This is a genomic window from Streptomyces sp. NPDC002476 (assembly GCF_042889785.1).
Lineage (GTDB): Bacteria > Actinomycetota > Actinomycetes > Streptomycetales > Streptomycetaceae > Streptomyces.
The window spans coordinates 1-20,689 of record NZ_JBIARH010000018.1 but is presented as its reverse complement, the minus strand read 5'-3'; the positions used below and the strand labels follow the sequence as shown (position 1 = coordinate 20,689).

General features: G+C 69.8%; 16 protein-coding genes. 10 read left to right on the top strand and 6 right to left on the bottom strand.

Annotation, left to right across the window (positions count from 1 at the left end):
• The first annotated feature begins 35 nt into the window (after nucleotides 1-35).
• Nucleotides 36-704, top strand: a complete 669-nt coding sequence (locus ACFYXM_RS21025) for a potassium-transporting ATPase subunit C (RefSeq protein ID WP_389291297.1) — start codon at nucleotides 36-38, stop codon at nucleotides 702-704.
• 91 nt (nucleotides 705-795) lie between these two features.
• On the opposite strand, the gene ACFYXM_RS21020 is transcribed toward ACFYXM_RS21025, so the two are convergent.
• Nucleotides 796-2,232: a M1 family metallopeptidase gene (locus ACFYXM_RS21020; RefSeq protein WP_389291295.1), complete on the bottom strand. Its 1,437-nt coding sequence runs from the start codon at nucleotides 2,230-2,232 to the stop codon at nucleotides 796-798.
• Between the two features lie 24 nt (nucleotides 2,233-2,256).
• The gene (locus tag ACFYXM_RS21015; RefSeq protein ID WP_389291465.1) at nucleotides 2,257-3,204 is read right to left on the bottom strand and encodes a M20/M25/M40 family metallo-hydrolase; all 948 of its coding nucleotides are present in this window, start codon (nucleotides 3,202-3,204) and stop codon (nucleotides 2,257-2,259) included.
• Nucleotides 3,205-3,654: 450 nt separating this feature from the next.
• On the opposite strand from ACFYXM_RS21015, the gene ACFYXM_RS21010 reads away from it, so the two are divergent.
• The 4 genes from ACFYXM_RS21010 (at nucleotide 3,655) to ACFYXM_RS20995 (ending at nucleotide 8,446) form a co-directional block, all read left to right on the top strand.
• Nucleotides 3,655-6,198 (top strand): DUF4118 domain-containing protein, encoded by a 2,544-nt coding sequence (locus ACFYXM_RS21010; RefSeq protein ID WP_389291293.1) that lies wholly within the window; start codon nucleotides 3,655-3,657, stop codon nucleotides 6,196-6,198.
• A gap of 98 nt (nucleotides 6,199-6,296) precedes the next feature.
• Nucleotides 6,297-6,989 carry a response regulator gene (locus ACFYXM_RS21005; protein ID WP_389291292.1) on the top strand — a complete coding sequence of 231 codons (693 nt, stop codon included), beginning with the start codon at nucleotides 6,297-6,299 and terminating at the stop codon, nucleotides 6,987-6,989.
• Nucleotides 6,990-7,237: 248 nt separating this feature from the next.
• Nucleotides 7,238-7,663 carry an OB-fold nucleic acid binding domain-containing protein gene (locus tag ACFYXM_RS21000; RefSeq protein ID WP_360110278.1) on the top strand — a complete coding sequence of 142 codons (426 nt, stop codon included), beginning with the start codon at nucleotides 7,238-7,240 and terminating at the stop codon, nucleotides 7,661-7,663.
• 3 nt (nucleotides 7,664-7,666) lie between these two features.
• Entirely contained in the window at nucleotides 7,667-8,446 is a 780-nt protein-coding gene (locus tag ACFYXM_RS20995; protein WP_389291290.1) for a DUF3159 domain-containing protein, read from the top strand.
• A gap of 87 nt (nucleotides 8,447-8,533) precedes the next feature.
• Here ACFYXM_RS20995 and ACFYXM_RS20990 read toward each other — a convergent pair whose 3' ends face one another.
• Entirely contained in the window at nucleotides 8,534-9,211 is a 678-nt protein-coding gene (locus tag ACFYXM_RS20990; protein ID WP_389291288.1) for a potassium channel family protein, read from the bottom strand.
• Nucleotides 9,211-9,879 carry a TrkA family potassium uptake protein gene (locus ACFYXM_RS20985; protein ID WP_073789829.1) on the bottom strand — a complete coding sequence of 223 codons (669 nt, stop codon included), beginning with the start codon at nucleotides 9,877-9,879 and terminating at the stop codon, nucleotides 9,211-9,213. The genes ACFYXM_RS20990 and ACFYXM_RS20985 overlap by 1 nt, the downstream gene beginning before the upstream one ends.
• A gap of 504 nt (nucleotides 9,880-10,383) precedes the next feature.
• On the opposite strand from ACFYXM_RS20985, the gene ACFYXM_RS20980 reads away from it, so the two are divergent.
• The 4 genes from ACFYXM_RS20980 (at nucleotide 10,384) to ACFYXM_RS20965 (ending at nucleotide 16,226) form a co-directional block, all read left to right on the top strand.
• Nucleotides 10,384-11,052 carry a GntR family transcriptional regulator gene (locus tag ACFYXM_RS20980; protein WP_389291463.1) on the top strand — a complete coding sequence of 223 codons (669 nt, stop codon included), beginning with the start codon at nucleotides 10,384-10,386 and terminating at the stop codon, nucleotides 11,050-11,052.
• A gap of 314 nt (nucleotides 11,053-11,366) precedes the next feature.
• The gene (locus ACFYXM_RS20975) at nucleotides 11,367-12,464 is read left to right on the top strand and encodes a 1-aminocyclopropane-1-carboxylate deaminase (protein WP_389291286.1); all 1,098 of its coding nucleotides are present in this window, start codon (nucleotides 11,367-11,369) and stop codon (nucleotides 12,462-12,464) included.
• Between the two features lie 235 nt (nucleotides 12,465-12,699).
• Nucleotides 12,700-14,748, top strand: a complete 2,049-nt coding sequence (locus tag ACFYXM_RS20970) for an APC family permease (RefSeq protein WP_389291284.1) — start codon at nucleotides 12,700-12,702, stop codon at nucleotides 14,746-14,748.
• 149 nt (nucleotides 14,749-14,897) lie between these two features.
• On the top strand, nucleotides 14,898-16,226 hold the full coding sequence (locus tag ACFYXM_RS20965) for a class I SAM-dependent RNA methyltransferase (protein WP_389291282.1): 1,329 nt from the start codon (nucleotides 14,898-14,900) through the stop codon (nucleotides 16,224-16,226).
• A gap of 1,190 nt (nucleotides 16,227-17,416) precedes the next feature.
• On the opposite strand, the gene ACFYXM_RS20960 is transcribed toward ACFYXM_RS20965, so the two are convergent.
• Together ACFYXM_RS20960 and ACFYXM_RS20955 are read right to left on the bottom strand one after the other, a co-directional pair.
• Complete coding sequence (locus tag ACFYXM_RS20960) at nucleotides 17,417-18,265, bottom strand: HNH endonuclease (RefSeq protein WP_389291280.1); 849 nt, start codon at nucleotides 18,263-18,265, stop codon at nucleotides 17,417-17,419.
• Nucleotides 18,265-19,806, bottom strand: coding sequence for an AAA family ATPase (locus tag ACFYXM_RS20955; RefSeq protein ID WP_389291279.1), 1,542 nt, complete (start codon nucleotides 19,804-19,806; stop codon nucleotides 18,265-18,267). The genes ACFYXM_RS20960 and ACFYXM_RS20955 overlap by 1 nt, the downstream gene beginning before the upstream one ends.
• A gap of 394 nt (nucleotides 19,807-20,200) precedes the next feature.
• On the opposite strand from ACFYXM_RS20955, the gene ACFYXM_RS20950 reads away from it, so the two are divergent.
• A partial coding sequence (locus tag ACFYXM_RS20950; protein WP_389291278.1) for a restriction endonuclease occupies nucleotides 20,201-20,689 on the top strand: 489 nt, incomplete at its 3' end.

Here is a 20,689-nt window from a genome sequence, read left to right as displayed (position 1 = left end):
GGACCCAACCGAAATCAGGAATCGGCTGAGCTGCCATGAACGAATCCGTAGCGAACACCGCCCGGCTGCTCTGGGCCGGGCTGCGCGCCCTGCTGGTCCTCACAGTCGTCTGCGGTGTGCTCTATCCGCTCGCCGTGACGGGCATCGCCCAGGGCGTCTTCCCCCATCAGGCCAACGGATCCGAGATCACCGAGAACGGCAGGGTCGTCGGCTCCGAGCTCATCGGACAGCGTTATGACCTGCCGCTGAAGAAGGGACAGGCCGCGGCGGCCCCGGACCTGCGATGGTTCCAGCCGCGTCCGTCCGCCGGCCTCGGCACCAACAGCGTCAACACCCAGTACCGGCTGCTCGTCTCCGGCGCGACCAACCTGGCCGGCGACAACGAGAAGCTCGTCGAGCAGGTGAAGGCCGCCAAGGCGGCCGTCGTCAGGGACAACTCGGTCCCCGGCCACCCCGTCGACCCCGCCGACGTGCCGCCCGACGCGGTCACCTCCTCGGGCTCCGGCCTCGACCCGGCCATCTCCCCGGCGTACGCCCAGCTCCAGGTGCGGCGCGTGGCCGAGCGCAACCACCTCCCCGTCGCCGAGGTGAAGAGGCTGGTCGAGCGGAACACGGAGGGCAGGATTCTCGGCATCGCCGGGGAACCGACGGTCAACGTCCTCCAACTCAACATCTCTCTCCGGCAGTTGGTGAACGACCGCTGAGAGGGAGAGGGGGGCCGCGTCGTCTCCTCCCCGACGACGCAGCCCCCGCCCGCTCCGGCGTACCCGGCCGGTCCGGTGCCGTGCGGCTGGTTCAGTGCCGTGCGGCCGGTCCGGCGAGGCTGCCCGGGTAGAGGTACCGCTCCGCGGGGATCACGGTGCCGTCGACCCAGGCCGAGAAGAAGCCCCGGAGGTCCTGGCCCGAGACCTTCGCCGCCAGCGCCTCGAACTGCCGGAACGAGGCATTGCCGTAGGCGTGGTCGTGGGTCCAGGTCCGCAGCGTGCGGAAGAACGCCTCGTCGCCCACCGTGCGGCGCAGGGCGTGCAGCATCAGCGAACCCTTGAAGTACAGCGCCCCGTCCAGCTCCCTTCCCGGGCCCGGGTCGTAGAGCCGGACGGACCAGAACGACGGGTCGTCGCGGTAGTCCTCCACCTCGGACCGGTAGAAGCCCGCGTCAAGGTCGGCGCCCTTGTGCTCCTCCCACAACTGCCCGGCGTACTGGGCGAAGCACTCCGCGAGGCAGCCGTCCCGCCAGTCCTTGAACGAGACGCTGTCGCCGAACCACTGGTGGGTGTTCTCGTGGACCATCGAGGCGTCGAAGGGCATCGCGCCGTATGTGGGGCGGCTCTGCGTCTCCAGGGCGTTGGATCCGTCGCTGGGTTCCTTCTCGGCGCCGACGACGATGGCACCCGCCGAGGAGAAGGGGTACGGGCCGAACTTCGCCGTCAGGAAGTCCAGAATCTCCGTCTGCTCCGCCTCCGTATCCGGGTCGATGACGTATTCCGGGCTGTAGGCCGTGATGACGGGCGTCCCCGCGGCGGTCTTCCCCCGGTGGACGGTGAACCGGTCGATGGCGACCGTGCTGGCGTACGTGACCATCGGCTTGTCCTCGGACCAGCGGAAGGTCCTTCTGCCGTCCTTGACGCTCTCCGGGCCCGGCAGGCCGTTGCCGACGACCGTCCAGCCGTCGGGCACCGTCGCGGTGAGGGCGAAGGTCGCCTTGTCGGACGGATGGTCGTTCGCGGGGTACCAGGAGGTCGCGGAGTGCGGTTCGCCCGCCACGTACGCGCCGCCGCTCTTCAGGGTGTGCCAGCCCTCGGCGTCGGGCTTGCCCGCGTACCTCACCCGGACCGTGAACGTCGAGCCCTTCGCGACCGGGCGGGCCGGGGTGATGACGAGTTTGTGGGCGCCGGCCCGGGAGAACTCCTTCGCAGGGGTGCCGTTCACGGCGACCGACGCCACGGTGAAGCCCTTGAGGTCCAGGCCGAACCGGTCCAGGCCGGTCAGGGCGCGGGCGGTGACGGTGGTGTCGCCGTCGAGCCGGTCGGTGCGTGCCGGGTCGTAGCCGATCCGGACGTCGTAGTGGGAGACGTCGTAGCCGGGGTTGCCGTCGTCGGGGAAGTACGGGTCGCCGACGCCCGGACCGCCGGTGGCGGCCGAGGCGGGGACGGCGGTGAGCACGACGGCGCTCACCACGGCGGCGGCGAGGGCGGTGGTGGTCCTGCGGGGGTGGTTCGGCGGTCTGCGCATGTCTCGATTCCTTCGAGCGGCCGGTCAGTTCCGGGGAGGGGTGGCGGCGAGCTTCCACACCACGCCGGCGATGGCGTTGGTGCTGGTCGTCTCCGTCTTCGGATCGACGTTGGCGAGGTTGTCGCACGCCTCATGGATGCAGTCCGAGATGCCGGTGCTGAAGCCGGACGACGGGATGCCCGCGTTTCCGAACGACTCGTGGTCCGAGCCGCCGACCCCGATGTCGAACGTGGGGATCTTCCGTTCGGCGAACCACGCCTCGAACGCCTGCTGGGCCTCGGTCTCGCCGCGTTCGTCGTCGTGGACCACGAGCCACTGGTCGGTGTTCCTGCTGCCCGCCTGGTCGAAGTTGAGGTAGACGTCGATGCTGCGGCGGTCGGCCTCGGAGAGCCTGCTGACGTAGGCCTGCGAACCGATCAGCCCCGGCTCCTCGGCGCCCCACCAGGCGAACCGGAGATGCCGCTGAGGTTTCAGCCCGGACTCGGCTACCTGGAGAGCGGTGGCCAGGACCGCGGCCGACCCGGACCCGTTGTCGTTGATCCCCGGTCCCTCCGGCACGCTGTCCAGGTGGGCGCCGGTCAGCAGCACGTGGTCCGGATCGCCGCCCGGCCAGTCGGCGATCAGATTGTGGCCGGTGGTGCCGGCATGGGTGAAGGGGACCAGTGTGGTGCGGAAGCCCGCCCGGTCCAGGGCGCGCTTCACGTACGCCACGGACTCGGCGTACCCCTTCGTACCGTGTGCGCGGTTGCCGCCGTTGCGGTCGGCGATGCGTTGCAGGGCACGCAGATGCGGCATCACCTGCTGCTCGGTGACGGTCGGGGCGGCGGGCGTCGGGGCGGCGGCGGGCGTCCGCGAGGAGGCGGGGGCCTGCGCGGGGGTGAGGGCCTGCGAGGCGGCGGGGGAGACGGGCCCCAGGGGCCGGGCGGCGGCTGATGTGGCGGGGACCGCGGCCAGGGCCAGGGCCAGGGACATCATGAGGGCTCGGGCGGCGGTGGGGCCGGGACGGCCCTTGCGTGTCGTCATACGTACCTTTCGAGGACGGGGTGGCGGCCTTGCCCGTCGAGAACGGCGGTGGCGGCCTCGCCCCGGAGATCCGGCGGAGCAGAGCTCCGGCGAACCGGAGGCCGGTGGACCGGCTGACCCCGGCAAGGCTGGCCGCCCGTTGTCAGGAAGTTGTCGGGAAGCCGTCGGGCAGTGGTTTCGCCCCGATGAGGGAATCCGCCGCGGAGGCGGCGGGGCAGCGGGCGGCGGGGCGTCGCGGTGCGGGGCGATGAGGCCGGGGCAACGTGGTGCGCGGCGTCAGAATCCTGTCAATTCGGCCCCCAGCCCCACCCCCTGCCCTATTCGCCGGGAATCGGAGGGGTAGTTTTCGAGATGGCTGCCGCATCGGCCGCAGCCGGGTTTCGAGAAGACAATGGGGCCATGGCACGCGGCAAACTTCGGATCTACCTGGGCGCGGCACCCGGCGTCGGCAAGACGTACGCGATGCTCTCCGAGGCACACCGCCGCGTGGAGCGGGGCACCGACTGTGTCGTCGCCTTCGTGGAGCACCACGACCGCCCGCGCACCGAGGTGATGCTGCACGGTCTGGAGCAGGTCCGGCGCCGCGAGATCGAGTACCGCTCCGCCCTCTTCACGGAGATGGACATCGACGCGGTACTGGAGCGCGCCCCGGCCGTGGCCCTGGTGGACGAACTGGCGCACACCAACGTGCCGGGCTCCCGCAACGCCAAGCGCTGGCAGGACGTCGAGGAACTCCTGAAGGCCGGCACAGACGTGATCTCCACCGTCAACATCCAGCACCTGGAGTCGCTCGGTGACGTCGTCGAGTCGATAACCGGGGTACGGCAGCGCGAGACCGTTCCCGACGAGGTCGTCCGCAGGGCCGACCAGATCGAGCTCGTCGACATGTCGCCCCAGGCCCTGCGCCGCCGGATGGCCCACGGCAACATCTACAAGCCGGACCGGATCGACGCGTCCCTGTCCAACTACTTCCGCCCCGGCAACCTGACCGCCCTGCGCGAGCTGGCCCTCCTCTGGGTCGCCGACCGGGTCGACGAATACCTCCAGCAGTACCGCGGCGAGCACAACATCCGCACCACCTGGCAGGCCCGTGAACGCATCGTCGTCGGACTCACCGGCGGCCCCGAGGGCCGTACGCTCATCCGCCGCGCCGTCCGGATGGCGGCCAAGGGCTCCGGCAGCGAGATCCTCGCCGTCTACATCGCCCGCAGCGACGGACTGACCTCCGCCTCGCCCAAGGAACTCACCGTCCAGCGCACCCTCGTCGAGGACCTCGGCGGCACCTTCCACCATGTCGTCGGCGACGACATCCCGTCGGCACTGCTCGAATTCGCCCGCGGGGTGAACGCCACACAGATCGTCCTGGGCTCCAGCCGCCGCAAGACGTGGCAGTACATCTACGGACCGGGCGTGGGCGCCACCGTCGCCCGCGACTCCGGCCCCGACCTCGACGTCCACATCGTCACCCACGACGAGGTCGCCAAGGGCCGCGGGCTGCCCATCGCCCGCGGCGCCCGGCTGGGCCGGGTCCGCAGCATCTGGGGCTGGCTGGTCGGCGTGGGCGGCCCGGTCCTGCTCACCCTGCTGCTGCACGAACTGGGCAACGGCCCCGGGCTCGCCAACGACGTCCTGCTGTTCCTCTTCATGACGGTCCTCGCGGCCCTGCTCGGCGGGCTGCGGCCCGCCCTCGCGTCGGCCGCCGTCGGCTCGCTGCTGCTGAACTACTGGTTCACACCGCCCACCCACACGCTGACCGTGCAGGACCCGGAGAACATCGTCGCCATCGTGATCTTCTTCGCGGTCGCGGTCTCGGTCGCCTCGGTCGTCGATCTGGCGGCCCGCCGCACCCATCAGGCGGCCCGGCTGCGCGCCGAGTCGGAGATCCTCTCCTTCCTGGCCGGCAGTGTGCTGCGCGGCGAGACCAGCCTGGACGCGCTCCTGGAGCGGGTGCGCGAGACGTTCGCCATGGAGTCCGTCGCGCTGCTGGAGCGGCGCAGCGACGTCGACCCGTGGACCTGCGCCGGGAGCGTCGGGCCGGGGCCGGTGGCCAGGCCGGAGGATGCCGACGTGGACATGCCCGTCGGTGACCACATGGCGCTCGCGCTCTCCGGCCGGGTGCTGCCTGCCGAGGACCGCCGGGTGCTCGGCGCGTTCGCCGCCCAGGCCGCCGTCGTGCTGGAACGGCAGCGCCTGGTCGACGAGGCGGAGGAGGCGCGGCGGCTCGCCGAGGGGAACCGGATCAGGACGGCGCTCCTCGCCGCCGTCAGCCACGACCTGCGTACCCCGCTGGCCGCCATCAAGGCGGCCGTCAGCTCGCTGCGCTCCGACGACGTCGCCTGGTCCGACGAGGACGAGGCCGAACTGCTGGAGGGCATCGAGAACGGGGCCGACCGGCTCGACCACCTCGTCGGCAACCTCCTCGACATGTCCCGGCTGCAGACGGGCACCGTCACCCCGCTGATCCGCGAGATCGACCTCGACGAGGTGGTGCCGATGGCGCTCGGCGGCGTCCCCGAGGGCAGTGTGGACCTGGACATCCCGGAGACCCTGCCGATGGTCGACGTCGATCCCGGGCTGCTGGAACGGGCCGTCGCCAACATCGTCGAGAACGCCGTCAAGTACAGCCCGGACGGGCAACGCGTCACCGTGGCCGCCAGTGCGCTCGGCGAACGCGTCGAGCTGCGGGTGGCCGATCGCGGACCCGGCGTCCCCGACGACGCCAAGGACCGCATCTTCGAGCCGTTCCAGCGCTACGGTGACGCCCCGCGCGGTGCGGGTGTGGGACTGGGGCTGGCCGTCGCCCGCGGGTTCGTCGAGTCCATGGGCGGCACACTGGGCGCCGAGGACACCCCCGGCGGAGGGCTCACCATGGTGCTCACCCTGAAGGCCGCACCGGGACACGTCCCGGTCGCCCCCGACCTGTCCGCGCGGGCCGCCCCGTGACCGCGCGGGACACCCCGATCCCCCCGCGGTCCCGGAAGACCGCCGCACCGCAGACCGCCGCACGGGCGGTCGCCCTACAGCAGAAAGGCAGGGCCCCCATGACCCGGGTGCTCGTGGTCGACGACGAGCCGCAGATCGTACGCGCCCTCGTGATCAACCTGAAGGCGCGCAAGTACGAGGTGGACGCCGCGCCCGACGGCGCCACCGCGCTCCAGCTCGCCGCCGCACGCCACCCCGACGTCGTCGTCCTCGACCTCGGCCTGCCCGACATGGACGGCGTCGAGGTGATCAAGGGGCTGCGCGGCTGGACCCGGGTGCCGATCCTGGTGCTCTCCGCCCGTCACACCTCCGACGAGAAGGTCGAGGCGCTGGACGCGGGGGCCGACGACTACGTGACCAAGCCGTTCGGCATGGACGAGCTGCTGGCCCGGCTGCGGGCCGCCGTACGCCGTGCCGAACCCGTCGGCGGGCAGGGTTCCGACGACGTCGTGATCGTCGAGACCGGGGAGTTCACCGTCGACCTGGCGGCGAAGAAGGTCCAGCGCGCGGGCCGCGACGTGCGGCTCACCCCCACGGAATGGCACCTCCTGGAGGTCCTGGTCCGCAACAGCGGCCGGCTGGTCAGCCAGAAGCAGCTGCTCCAGGAGGTCTGGGGGCCCTCGTACGGCACCGAGACCAACTACCTGCGGGTCTACATGGCGCAGCTGCGGCGCAAGCTGGAGACCGACCCCTCGCACCCCCGGTACTTCGTCACCGAACCGGGGATGGGCTACCGCTTCGAACGCGGCTGAGACGGGCGTGCGGGGGCGGGCGTGCCCGTCGGACGTACCGGGCGGACATGCGGGGGCGGGCGTGCCCGGCGGACGGGCCCCGGGCGGGCGCGCGTGTCGCAGGGGGCGCGTCGGGGGCCGGAGGCGCGTGCGGTCGATTCGGATGGCGCGTGGGGTCGACAAGGGCGGGGCCGGGTGGCCATTTCGGGATCCCGTTCGAGTGAGACCGGACACCCACTCGGAGGACCGGGGACCGGTACCCTTCGGGTATGAGTGCTGTTCCTCGATTCGAGAAGCCCGGAAGGTCCGGTAAGGCGGAGAAGCCTTCCGGACGCTTCCGGCGGATGCTCGACCGACTGTCCAGCTCCCAGGAGGACCTGGAGTCCGAGGAGCTGCAGGAGGACTCGCAGGCTTCGGGCTGTACGCGGATCTCCGAATGCACCGACCGGCAGATCGTGAAGGTGACCGGTACGTTGCGGACCGTCACCCTGCGGCCGCGCGCCGGAGTGCCCGCCCTGGAGGCGGAGCTGTTCGACGGCACCGCGCCGCTGGACGTGGTCTGGCTGGGCCGACGCTCCATCGTCGGCATAGAACCGGGCCGCAAGCTCATCGCCTCGGGCCGGATCGCCATGAGTCACGGACGCCGGGTGCTGTTCAACCCCAAATACGAACTCCGACCGCTCGGCAAGGAGTAGCCGGTGACGTCTCACGACAAGCCGACGTCCGACACGGACCGCATCACCCGCACCGACCCCCAGGAGGCCGAAGCGAAGGCGGTCACCGAGGCCGCGCTCTTCGAAGCGTTCGGCGGTGCCCGGGGGATGGTGGAGACAGTCGTTCCCGGGCTGCTCTTCGTCACGATCTTCACGATCAACAAGGACCTGCACGTCTCGGCCATCGCGGCCCTGGCGGTGTCGCTGGTCCTCGTGGCCGTGCGGCTGGTCCTCAAGGACACTGCCAAGCACGCCTTCAGCGGTGTCTTCGGCGTCGCCTTCGGTGTCGTCTTCGCGATGATGACCGGCAACGCCAAGGACTTCTACCTGCCGGGCATGCTCTACACGTTCGGCCTGGCCCTCGCCTACCTGGTCACCACCCTCGCCGGGGTGCCGCTGATCGGCCTGATCCTCGGCCCGGTCTTCAGGGAGAACCTCTCCTGGCGCACCAGGAACCCCGGCCGCAAGAAGGCGTACGCCAAGGCCAGCTATGCCTGGGGCCTGATCCTGCTCGCCAAGTGCGCGATCCTCTTCCCGCTGTACTGGTGGGCCGACACCACCCAGCTCGGCTGGGTCCTGGTCGCCCTGAAGATCCCGCCGTTCCTTCTCGCGGTGTACCTGACCTGGGTCTTCCTCGCCAAGGCGCCGCCGCCCATCGACGTCTTCGCCGAGATGGAGGCGGAGGAACAGGCCGAGAAGGCCCGCAAGGCGGAGGCCCGTGCGGCGGCCGAGGCGGGTGCGGCGACCTGCTCCCAGGAGTTCTGAACACGTCGACGGCATCGGCGGACACGAGGGCCCGGAACCATGGAACAGGTTCCGGGCCCTCGGCGTACCGCCCGTGTGCGCGCCGCGTCAGTCCTCCGAGTCGCCCCGACATACCGACAGCAGGTCCTCCAACTGCTCCTCGCGGGCCTGCGCGGCCACGAACAGCAGCTCGTCACCGGCCTCCAGCGTCTCCTCCGTGCTCGGCGTCAGCACCCGCTGCCCGCGGATGATGGTGACCAACGAGGTGTCCTCGGGCCAGGCCACATCGCCGACCTGGGTGCCGGCCAGCGCCGACTCCGGAGGCAGCGTCAGTTCGACCAGGTTGGCGTCGCCGTGGCTGAAGCGCAGCAGCCGTACCAGATCACCGACGCTCACCGCCTCCTCGACCAGGGCCGACATCAGACGAGGCGTGGAGACCGCCACGTCGACCCCCCACGCCTCGTTGAACAGCCATTCGTTCTTGGGGTTGTTGACCCGGGCGACGACCCTCGGCACGCCGTACTCGGTCTTCGCGAGAAGCGAGACGACGAGGTTCACCTTGTCGTCGCCGGTCGCGGCGATCACGACGCTGCAGCGCTGAAGGGCCGCCTCGTCGAGCGAGGTGATCTCGCAGGCGTCGGCCAGCAGCCACTCCGCCATCGGCACCCGCTCCACCGAGATGGCCGTCGGTGCCTTGTCGATGAGCAGCACCTCGTGCCCGTTCTCCAGCAGTTCGCCGGCGATGGAACGGCCCACCGCGCCGGCCCCGGCAATCGCGACACGCATCAGTGACCGCCCTCCTCGGGCCCTTCGGCGAAGGCCGCCTCGACCTTCGCGATCTCGTCCGTACGCATCATCACGTGGACGAGGTCGCCCTCCTGCAGCACCGTCTGCGAGCTGGGCAGTATGGCTTCGCCCAAACGGGTGAGGAAGGCCACGCGGACGCCCGTCTCCTCCTGAAGGGTGCTGATCTTGTGGCCGATCCAGGACGGGGTGGTGTGCACCTCCGCCAGCTGTACGCCACCGCTCGGGTCGCGCCACAGCGGCTCGGCGCCCGACGGCAGCAACCGCCGCAGCATCTGGTCCGCGGTCCAGCGCACGGTGGCGACCGTGGGGATGCCCAGACGCTGGTAGACCTCGGCACGCCGAGGGTCGTAGATCCGCGCCGCGACGTTCTCGATGCCGAACATCTCGCGGGCCACCCGGGCGGCGATGATGTTCGAGTTGTCACCGCTGCTCACCGCGGCGAACGCGCCGGCTTCCTCGATCCCGGCCTCACGGAGGGTGTCCTGATCGAAGCCCACACCGGTGACGCGCCGCCCACCGAAGCCCGACCCGAGACGCCGGAACGCCGTGGGGTCCCGATCGACGACGGCGACCGTGTGCCCCTGCTGCTCCAGGGTCTGCGCGAGAGCGGCTCCCACTCGCCCGCAGCCCATGATGACGATGTGCACCTTGTGCCTACCTCGCAGTCCTGGTCATCCGGCTGACCTGCGAAAACACCCTGCTCACACTTCTTTCTCAGCTTGCCGGGCAAAACAACGGGGCAACGATCCCGTTGCCCAGGATGAGCTTATGCGGCGGGAAGCGCGAAGCCTCATCCGACCGCGCTTTCGACGCGTCCGCGACGGAGGCCGGGGAGAGCGCCCGGTTCCGGCCATCGCGCCGTGTCGACTAAGCGGCCGGTTCCGGCCACCCTGCCATGCCAGGGCCCGTCCGTGAGGGCGGTGCACCCGCGTGGGCAGGGGCATTCGCATAAGGGGGGCGCGTTCGGACGGCGCGGGCGCATTCCCGGGGGAGCGGGCGCATCACCGTGGCGGCGCCGCGCCGTCATGTACCGGCTGCTCGGGCTTCCCGCGGACCCTCGTCGCCGCGGATGCGGGTCCCGCGGGGCCGGCCCTCTCGCGGCCCTTGAGCTCGGCCAGGACAGACATCTAACATGTCAGTTCATGGAGACCTTGCGGACCCTGCGTCCGGTCCGACGGACGTTGCTGCGGGAAACGGCGTACGAGGCGATCCGTGACGCGATCGTGCGCGGCGAGATCCCGCCCGGCACCCCCGTACGGGACGCGGACCTCGCCGAACGTCTCGGGCTGTCCCGGGCCCCGGTCCGCGAGGCGCTGTCCCGGCTCTCCGGCGAGGGGCTCGTGGAGTCCAAGCCGCAGAGCTACACGCGGGTGACCCGCCTGGTCCCGCGCGACGTCCGGGACGCGGCGGCCGTCGTGCGGGCCATGCACGAACTGGCCGTCCGGACCGCCGTGCCCCGTCTCACGGACGCGGACCTCGCCGCGATGCGCGAGGCGAACGACGCGTTCCGGGACGCGGCCCGCCGAGGCGACGTGGCGGAGGCGCTGCGCGCCGACGACCAGCTCCACGACGTGCTCGTCATCGCCGGCGACAACCGTGCCGCGGCCGCCACCGTCGAGCGCTACACGCCTCTGATCCGGCGGTTGGAGTGGAGGCGGTTCGGCACGGCGAGCGCGGCGCACGGCTCGGCGGAACTGCACGACCGGCTGATCGAGGCGTGCGCGGCGCGCGACACCGGCGCGGCGGTCCGGATCACGGCCGAGATCTGGTGGGCACTCGAAGAACTCGCCGACGACCCGTCCGAGGAGCACTCCGCGTAGGCGCTCCCAGCACGCAGCACGCAGCACGCAGCACGCAGCACGCAGCACGCAGCCTTCGGTACCTGCGCCCGCGAGACCCGTAGGCCCCGGTGCCGGCACCCGCACGCCTCAGTACCAGTACCGGTACGGGCGGGCCAGTACCCGTACGCCTCAGTAGGCCGTCCGATCACCATCCCCGACGCCGACAGCCGACCGTGACGCCGACAGCCGGTCGCCTCCTGCCCGTCCCCGACGAGCCGACCACAACTCCGGCAAGCCGATCGCAACCCCGCTCAGCCTTGCTCCGCCCCGACCCGACCGAGGGAGCCTCCGTGATGCCCGCAGCACCCCAGTCCTCGTCGTCCCCGTTGCCGACCGCCGCCCACCCGTCCCCGCCCGCCCCTCCTGCCTCGCTCTCCTCGTACGATCGCCACCCCCTCCTCTTCGGCCCCTCACCCATACACCGCCTCGACCGGCTCACCGACCACCTCGGCGGTGCCGACGTCTGGGCCAAGCGGGAGGACTGCAACTCCGGCATCGCCTACGGCGGCAACAAGACCCGCAAGCTCGAATACCTCGTGGCCGACGCGCTCGCGCAGGGCTGCGACACCCTCGTCTCCATCGGCGGCGTCCAGTCCAACCACACTCGCCAGGTCGCGGCGGTCGCCGCCCGCACCGGCCTCAAGTGCGTACTCGTCCAGGAGAGCTGGGTCGACTGGCCCGACACCGTCTACGACAAGGTCGGCAACATCCTGATCAGCCGCCTGGCGGGGGCCGACGTGCGCCTGGTGCGCGCCGGTTTCGGCATCGGTGTCAAGGAGAGCTGGGAGCGGGCGCTGCGCGAGGTCGAGGAGGACGGCGGCAGGCCGTACGCCATCCCCGCCGGAGCCTCGGACCACCCGCTCGGCGGACTCGGCTTCGCGAACTGGGCGTACGAGGTTGCCGAGCAGGAACGCGCGCTCGGCGTCTTCTTCGACACAGTGGTCGTCTGCTCGGTGACCGGTTCCACCCAGGCCGGCATGGTCGCGGGATTCGCCGCGCTCGAAGAGGCAGGCGGTCGGCCGCGACGCGTGCTCGGCATCGACGCCTCGGCCGACCCCACGCGCACCCGGGAGCAGATCACCCGGATCGCCGCGGCCACCGCACGGCTCATCGGGGTGCGCCGGGAGATCAACGCGGACGACATCGAACTGGACGCGCGCTACCACGCGGGCACGTACGGCATTCCCGACGACACCACGCTCGACGCGATGAGGCTCGCCGCCCGTACCGAAGGAATGATCACCGACCCCGTGTACGAAGGGAAATCGATGGCGGGAACGATCGATCTCGTGTCGCGCGGCGAAATCCCGCGGGATTCCACCGTTCTTTACGCGCATCTCGGAGGTCAGCCCGCGCTCAATGGCTACAGCGCTCTGTTCCAGGACGCCTGAGCACACGCGCGCCGGCGCCTGCGCGGGGGCTGGCTGGGCGCTCGCATGGAGTGCCCGGGGCCCGGCGCAGCGCCGGTGCTCAGTTCCTGTGCGTAGTTCCCCGGCGCGGTTTCCGATGCGGGGTGCAAGGATTTCGTTAAGGATTTCGTGGCGGTTTCGGCTGAGCGCAGGGAAATGGCGGGCCACGGCACCCACAGTTCTGCGTCTTCCATACGGAACGCTTACGATCCTCTGCGTGTCCAAACTGACCGACCTGCCCAAACGGATTCTGATCGGACGGGCGCTGCGCAGCGACAAGCTGGGGGAAACGCTCCTCCCCAAGCGCATCGCACTTCCTGTCTTCGCATCCGACCCGCTGTCCTCGGTGGCGTACGCACCCGGCGAAGTCCTGCTGGTGCTGTCCATCGCGGGCGTGTCGGCCTATCAGTTCAGCCCCTGGATCGCGCTCGCCGTCGTCGTCCTGATGTTCACGGTCGTGGCGTCGTACCGGCAGAACGTGCACGCCTACCCGAGCGGTGGCGGCGACTACGAGGTCGCCACCACCAACCTCGGGCCCAGGGCGGGGCTCACCGTGGCCAGCGCGCTGCTCGTCGACTATGTGCTGACCGTGGCCGTGTCGATCGCCTCCGGGGTGGAGAACCTGGGGTCCGCGATCCCGTTCGTCGTCGAGCACAAGACGGCGGCCGCGATCACGGCCATCGTGCTGCTCACACTGATGAACCTGCGCGGCGTCAAGGAGTCGGGCAAGCTCTTCGCCATCCCCACGTACCTCTTCGTGGCGGGCGTCTTCATCATGATCATCTGGGGTGCGTTCCGGGGCCTGGTCCTCGGGGACACCATGCACGCCCCGACCTCCGATTTCGAGATCAAGGCCGAGCACGAGGGACTGGCCGGTTTCGCGCTGGTCTTCCTGCTGCTGCGGGCCTTTTCCTCCGGCTGTGCCGCGCTCACCGGTGTCGAGGCGATCAGCAACGGCGTGCCCGCCTTCCGCAAGCCGAAGAGCAGGAACGCCGCGACGACGCTCGCGATGATGGGCCTGCTGGCCGTCACGATGTTCTGCGGCATCATCGGCCTGGCCATGGCCACCGGCGTGAAGATGGCCGAGAACCCGGCCCGGGACCTGATCCACAACGGAGTCCCGGTCGGCGCCGACTACGTTCAGGACCCGGTGATCTCGCAGGTCGCGGCAGCCGTGTTCGGCGACGGCACGTTCTTCTTCGTCGTCCTGGCCGCGGCCACCGCCCTCGTGCTCTTCCTGGCCGCCAACACCGCGTTCAACGGCTTCCCGGTGCTCGGCTCGATCCTCGCCCAGGACCGTTACCTGCCCCGCCAGCTCCACACCCGCGGCGACCGGCTCGCCTTCTCCAACGGCATCGTGCTGCTCGCGGGCGCGGCGATCCTGCTGACCTGGGTCTACGGCGCGGACTCGACCCGGCTGATCCAGCTCTACATCGTCGGCGTGTTCGTCTCCTTCACCCTCAGCCAGATCGGCATGGTCAGGCACTGGAACCGCCACCTGGCGACGGAGAAGGACCAGGCCAAGCGCCGCCGCATGATGCGCTCCCGCGCGATCAACACCTTCGGCGCCTTCCTGACCGGCACGGTGCTCGTCGTCGTACTCGCCACCAAGTTCACCCACGGCGCCTGGGTCGCCCTGCTCGGCATGGTGATCTTCTACGCGACGATGACCGCCATCCGCAGGCACTACGACCGCGTGGCCGAGGAGATCGCGGCCGACGAGACCCCGGCCGATGAGAAGATGCGGCCCTCCCGGGTCCACTCGATCGTCCTGGTCTCCAAGCTGCACCGGCCCACCCTGCGCGCTCTCGCCTACGCCAAGCTGATCCGCTCGGGCAAGCTGGAGGCGCTCTCCATCAGCGTCGACCCGGCCGAGACCAAGGCCCTCAGGGAGGACTGGGAGCGACGCGGCATCGACATCCCGCTGAAGATCCTCGACTCCCCGTACCGCGAGGTGACCCGCCCGGTCATCGACTACGTGAAGAACCTGCGCCGGGAGAGCCCGCGCGATGTGGTCAGTGTGTACATCCCGGAGTACGTGGTCGGCCACTGGTACGAGCACTTCCTCCACAACCAGAGCGCCCTGCGTCTCAAGGGGCGGCTGCTGTTCACCCCGGGCGTGATGGTGACTTCGGTGCCGTATCAGCTGGAGTCCTCCGAGGCGGCGAAGCTGCGGGCCAGGAAGCGCGCCGAGTGGAACGCGCCGGGCGCGGTGCGCCGCGGACCCGTGGAACGCAGGCCCAAGGAGCCCGTGAACAAGGGCTGACCGGAACCCGTGCCGGGGCCCCGCCGGCTCCCCGGCCCGTACGTGGTGAACGGCCGGACGACACCGACGTAGACTCGTGGGTCGTCGTCCGGCCGAGCCGCAGGTCGTCGTCCGGCTGTCCCGCCCCCGAAACCTGGAGTCACCCCGTCATGCAGAACGAACCCACGTCGTCGCTGGTCGGGGAGGAGTACGAGGTCGAGGTCGGCCCCGTCGCACACGGTGGCCACTGCATCGCCCGCACCGAGGAGGGCCGGGTCCTCTTCGTACGCCACACGCTCCCGGGCGAGAAGGTCGTCGCCCGGGTCACCGAGGGCGCGAGCGACTCCCGTTTCCTGCGTGCCGACGCCGTACGCGTCCTCGAACCCTCCAAGGACCGTGTCGAGGCGCCCTGCCCGTACGCGGGCCCCGGCAAGTGCGGCGGCTGCGACTGGCAGCACGCCAAGCCCGGCGCGCAGCGCCGGCTCAAGGGCGAGGTGATCGCCGAACAGCTCCAGCGTCTGGCCGGCCTCACCCCCGAGGAGGCGGGCTGGGACGGCACCGTCATCCCGGCCGAGGGCGACAAACTCCCGGCGGGCCAGGTGCCGGCCTGGCGCACCCGGGTCCAGTACGCCATCGACGAGGACGGCCGCGTCGGCCTGCGCAAGCACCGCTCCCACGACGTGGAGCCCGTCGAGCGCTGCCTGATCGCCGCCCCCGGCGTCACCGAACTCGGCATCGAGAAGCGGGAATGGCCCGGCATGGCCTCGGTGGAGGCCATCGCCGCCACCGGCTCCCACGACCGCCAGGTCATCCTCACCCCGAGGCCCGGCGCCCGCCTGCCCCTCGTCGCACTCGACAAGCCCGTCTCGGTGATGCGCGTCGACGAACGCGACGGCGGCGTCCACCGGGTGCACGGCCGCGCCTTCGTCCGCGAACGCGCCGACGACCGCACCTACCGCGTCGGCTCCGGCGGCTTCTGGCAGGTCCACCCCCAGGCCGCCGACACCCTCGTCCGCGCCGTCATGCAGGGCCTCCTGCCCCGCAAGGGCGACACCGCCCTCGACCTCTACTGCGGCGTCGGCCTGTTCGCCGGCGCCATCGGCCAGCGCATCGGCGAGAAGGGCGCGGTGCTCGGCATCGAGTCCGGCAAGCGCGCCGTCGAGGACGCCCGGCACAACCTCAAGGACCTGGACCGCGTCCGCATCGAGCACGGCAAGGTCGACCAGGTCCTCCCGCGCACCGGCATCACCGAGACCGACCTCATCGTCCTCGACCCCCCGCGCGCGGGTGCGGGCAGAGCCACGATCAAGCACCTGTCGGACCTGGGCGCCCGCCGCATCGCCTACGTCGCCTGCGACCCGGCGGCCCTGGCCCGCGACCTGGCGTACTTCCGCGAGGGGGGTTACCGGGTGCGGACGTTGCGGGCGTTCGACCTGTTTCCGATGACGCATCATGTGGAGTGCGTGGCGATTCTGGAGCCGGTCTCGAAGTGCTCCTGACCTGCGGTTTTGTGCGTGCGCATTATGTGCGGTGTGGGCGTTACGGGCGATATCTTGACGCTGAAATGACGCTCGTGACGCTCATTTGACGCTCGTTCTGATGGAGGGTCAGGTGGTTTGTCGGGCAGGTCAAACCACGTCAGGGTGCCGAGCGCCGCTGGCGCGACGAGGGCAGGCGACGCTGGGTGCAGACCGACTGTGTCCTGCTGGTCGCATGTCCCGGAAGAGACCAGCGAGCGCTGTGACCTGCCGTAATGGGTGGTCGACGGGCTCTGACCTGCGCGAATGACCTTTCGACTATTCCACGCTCGTGCCGGTTGATGGGGCCGGAAGTCCCAGAAAAGTCCCAGGGGACTCCCACGGCTGACGGGCGTCTTTCAGCTCTATACGGCAGTACGGGTTCGTCGAACGGCCTCGTTTCCAGCGCGGGCGGTGGAGCCTAGATGTCGAGTGGCTGACGCTCGGCTGGGCAGGCATCATTGCGGGGATTGAACTGTCTCCGTGCTCATGCCGAGCAGTCTGTGGCGGTTTCGGATCGGCATGCCATTGACCCCGGAATGCGACGACCTCAGTCTGTCCGCCGCGGTGATGAAGCCCTCGCCGGCCCCTGCTCGCCCGGCTCCTGCCGTACAGCCCGCGAGACTTTCAGCCCCGGCCGCGCCGTCAGTGACCACGCCCAGAGGACACTGGTCGACAAAGGCCCCGCGACCTCGGTGACCCGCACCGTCACCGCCATTCCGACGGTCCGTTACGGCCGGGTGCCACCGCCACCGTCACGTGGACCTCGACTGCGGCTAACCGTCCGCCGCTGTCTCTTCGCCTGCTCTGGCGTCCGGAAGAACGGTTTGCCCACGCCCTCGTTCTGCTGCATCTGCGGTGCTCCGATCCGGTGGACCGTCACCGAGGCTTGCAAGCGCCCCATCGACCTGGTCCCGGACCCGAGCGGGAACACGGCCGTCTTGCCGCAGGCCGGTGTCGCACCAGGTGATCACGACCTTCGAGCCGCGGCGGGCCCGTTGGTGGACCTGGGTCACCTGAAGCAGGTGCCCAGTGTCGGCCGTCTGCTGCTGGAGGCTGCTCCACTGGGCAGCCAGGTAGGCGTCGCGCTCGGGGCGCGAGCGCAAACGGCTCGCGACGATGGCTGCGGTCACGACGGCGGCGAGCAGAGGGTCGGGACTGTGTGCATGGCCTCACGTGTCCCATTCGTTCAGGTATCCGGAGCTGACGTACCAGGGGCTTGCGGCCAGGGCCCGGTAGAGGGCGGCCTGCCAGGAGTTGCGGGTGCCGTAGCTGGCGGCGCGGTGCTGCAGCTCGTCGGCGATAGCCCTGTACGGCTTGTCTCTCAGGTAGTCGTTGAGGGCGCCTAGTTCGGTGCCGACCTGGGCGGCGTACAGCTTGCCGAGTTTAAAAGTAGCAAAGTGCTGCTGGACCCGGGCTGTCAGGGTCGGTGTCCAACCGGGGGATGGGGTGACGTAGAAGGAGACCCCTGGCTCGGGGGGTTCGGTCAAGCGGGCCGTGAGCCACACATGATCTGTGATGTCGTCGAAGTAGGGGTGGAGGGTCTGTTCCTCGGCGCTGGCCGGGGCGTTTTCGCCTTTGGCGTGATTGCAGGTCAGGCAAGCCGGCACGAGGTTGGCCGGGGCGATGGCGAGCAGGGGGTAACTGCTCTTGGGCAGCTGGTGGTCGAGGGTGTTGGCGTAGCCGTGCCCGCACAGGGGGCATAGATCTTTGGCAGCTTGAAGCAGTTGGTTGTACAGACTCCGGCCGGCGCTGCCCTTGCGGGCCATGCGGGAGGTGTAGCAGCTAATGAGCGCCTTGTTACTAGTGGCGTTCTCGTCGTCGCCGTCGGGTTGGTTCTCTAGGTGGCCCAGGGTGTGCAGGGCAGCGGCTGCGGCGGCCTTCTCGTAATCGGCTGCTGCAGCGGCGACCTGGTCCTCGAGTTCCTTGAGGCGTGCCTTGGCTTTGGCGGGCCGGGTTTTGGATATGCAGCTGGCGTACGTGGTGCGGGCGTCCAGAGCGGGCAGGGGCAGAGGCTTCATCAGGAGTGGTCTCCCGGAAGGTGCCATGCTTCGTCGCCGAGGTCTCGGTCGGCGACGAGGGAGCGGACGATAATCCTAGCCTCGCCGCCAAGCCGGCCGCCGAACCGCTCCATGATGCTCGCGTAGGAGCGCCCGCGGTCCACGAGCGAGGCCAGTTCCCGGTGGAAGCCGGAGGCGGTGACCTCCAGGCCGAAAACCTCTCGGGTCAGGACGCCGACGTTCTCCCCGAACGTCTCGATGCCCGGTTGGTCGGCGACGACACGCTCGCCATAGCGGCGCAGGATCCATACGCAATGGGCTGGGACTTCCTGCAGCACCACCGGCGAGTGAGTTGCCACGATCGCTAGGCCGTTGCGGTCGGTGAGCAGGTCGGACAGGACCCGGACGAACGCGGAGAGCAGCGGTGGGTGTAGGTGCGTCTCCGGCTCGTCAATGATCACCAGGGTGCGTTCGCCGACGTGCTCCACCAGCCGGGTCACCGTCAGCAGCACGACCTTGTGGCCCGAGCTGAGCGAGGCGAACAGCTTGCGGGCCTTGGCGCGGCGGCGGCTTGGGCCGTCGGTGGCCTGGAAGTCTTCGAGCCAGTCGTCGTCTAGCAGGCCGCTGCCAGCGTAAGTGAGGGTGCGCAGGGCGCCCACCCAGCGATGGCCCTGTTCGCCCGTCAGGCATGCCTCGACGCTGTCGGCGAAGTCCCGCTTGAGCTGCCACTGCGACTTCATGCGGTTGCCGCGGCCGGAAGATGGTGCTCGCAGGCCGACGTGGATGGTGGGGAAGGACTCGTCGTCCTGGGGCAGGAAAGGCAGTTCGTCGAAGGCGCTGAAGGAGACGCTGACGAGGTTGGCGAAGGACCGGAGCTGGTCGCGGTTGTCCTCGATGACCCTGCCGACCGCTTCTGGATCGGCCTCCGGGTCGGCGACGGCCCTGGCCAGGCGGTTGAGCAAGACCGACTTGCCGGCCCCGTTGCGGCCGGTGACGACGTGAATGTTGCTGGATGGGCGGGTATCGGGTTCCACGCGGAAGGACAGCGTGAGACCGTCCCCACCGCCGGGGGCCTGGTAGAGGACGTGGAAGGCGGCAATACGGTCGCCGCCGCGCGCGATTCGGCGGAACTGCCTTTGGACTATGCCCGGCTTTACGAATCGCAGCAACGAGGTCCGCGTGACCTCGTGGCTGCTGGCGGCTTCGAAGGCGCGCTCGTCGAAGGCGATGTCCCGCAGACCGGTCAGCACGTCCAGGCGGATGCCGTCCCCGCGCTGGCGCAACCGCTCGTAGAAGGTGTCGTCCTGCCCGAGGGAGAAGAAGGAGTCGTCCAGCGTGGTGAACCGCTCGGGCAGGCGGACCGCACCGTTCTCGCGTTCCATCATGCCGAGGTCGGCGATCTTGACGCTGCCCACCTCGTGCCGTTCGCCTCCGGTGTCGATGATCGACAGACCGAACGTGGTGCGGAACCCGAAGTCGTCCCACCTGTCCTTCTCGAGTACTGCTATGGGCCGCGGTCCCGCGGGGATGCGCTCGCCCTCCTCGACGACAATGAACTGCACAGCACTCACTCTCTGACGGCCGTACCGGACGGCGCTTGCGCTGACCCGCCGATCCTATGTTCAACCCGGAGCCCAAGGCCCAACCCGGGATCGTTGCGGGTCGTCGCGGACACGCGTCTTCCTTTTCGGCCCGCCCCGGGGTCGACATGGCGGTGCGCCCGCAAGCCTTCGCTGACGTGCGAAGTGCCGGTCCGCACCCGTTCATGCGCACGAACCGTGCGCAGCAGGCGAGATTAGGCCGACCGCGTCGACAGGCTCAAAACCACTGCCGCCCCGGCAAGCGCTGCTCTTCAGTGCACTGTTGGGGCATTGCGGAGGAGGCGCAGTAGCCTGAAAGTGGCCAGAGTGGAACAAATCATTATAAGCGGGGCGAAGATCGGGCTAGCATGCGGCGGTGATTCGACAGGGAGTAGGGACTCAGAGGGGTCAGGTTCGAGGGAAGAGGCAGGAGCCGTGGCAGCACTTCGAGCAAGAAGTCGCCGAACTCGTCGAGAGCCTCGATTCAGGCGCCACTGTTGAACCAGACGCTCACGTAACGGGCTTGGTCAGCGGAGCCACGCGCCAACTCGACGCCTTGGTGCGCGGGCACGTCGTCGGCCAAGACATCACGATTGCCGTTGAAGCCAAGCGATACAAGCGGCCGGTAAGCATCGGGACCATTGACGAGTTTGTTGGCAAACTGCTCGACGTGGGCTGTGACCGCGGAGTGCTCTATGCCGCGGGTGGATTCTCCGAAGCTGCTCTGTCCCGGGCAAGCGCTGCGCGGAATCCCGGGATCGGGTGCGTGCTGAAGTTTCCCCGTGATGTTGGACACGTGTTCGTTATGCCGCGAGGGCGTGTTGGTGCCGCTGCCTGGTCTCGGCTGGGGTCAGGTAGCCGAAGA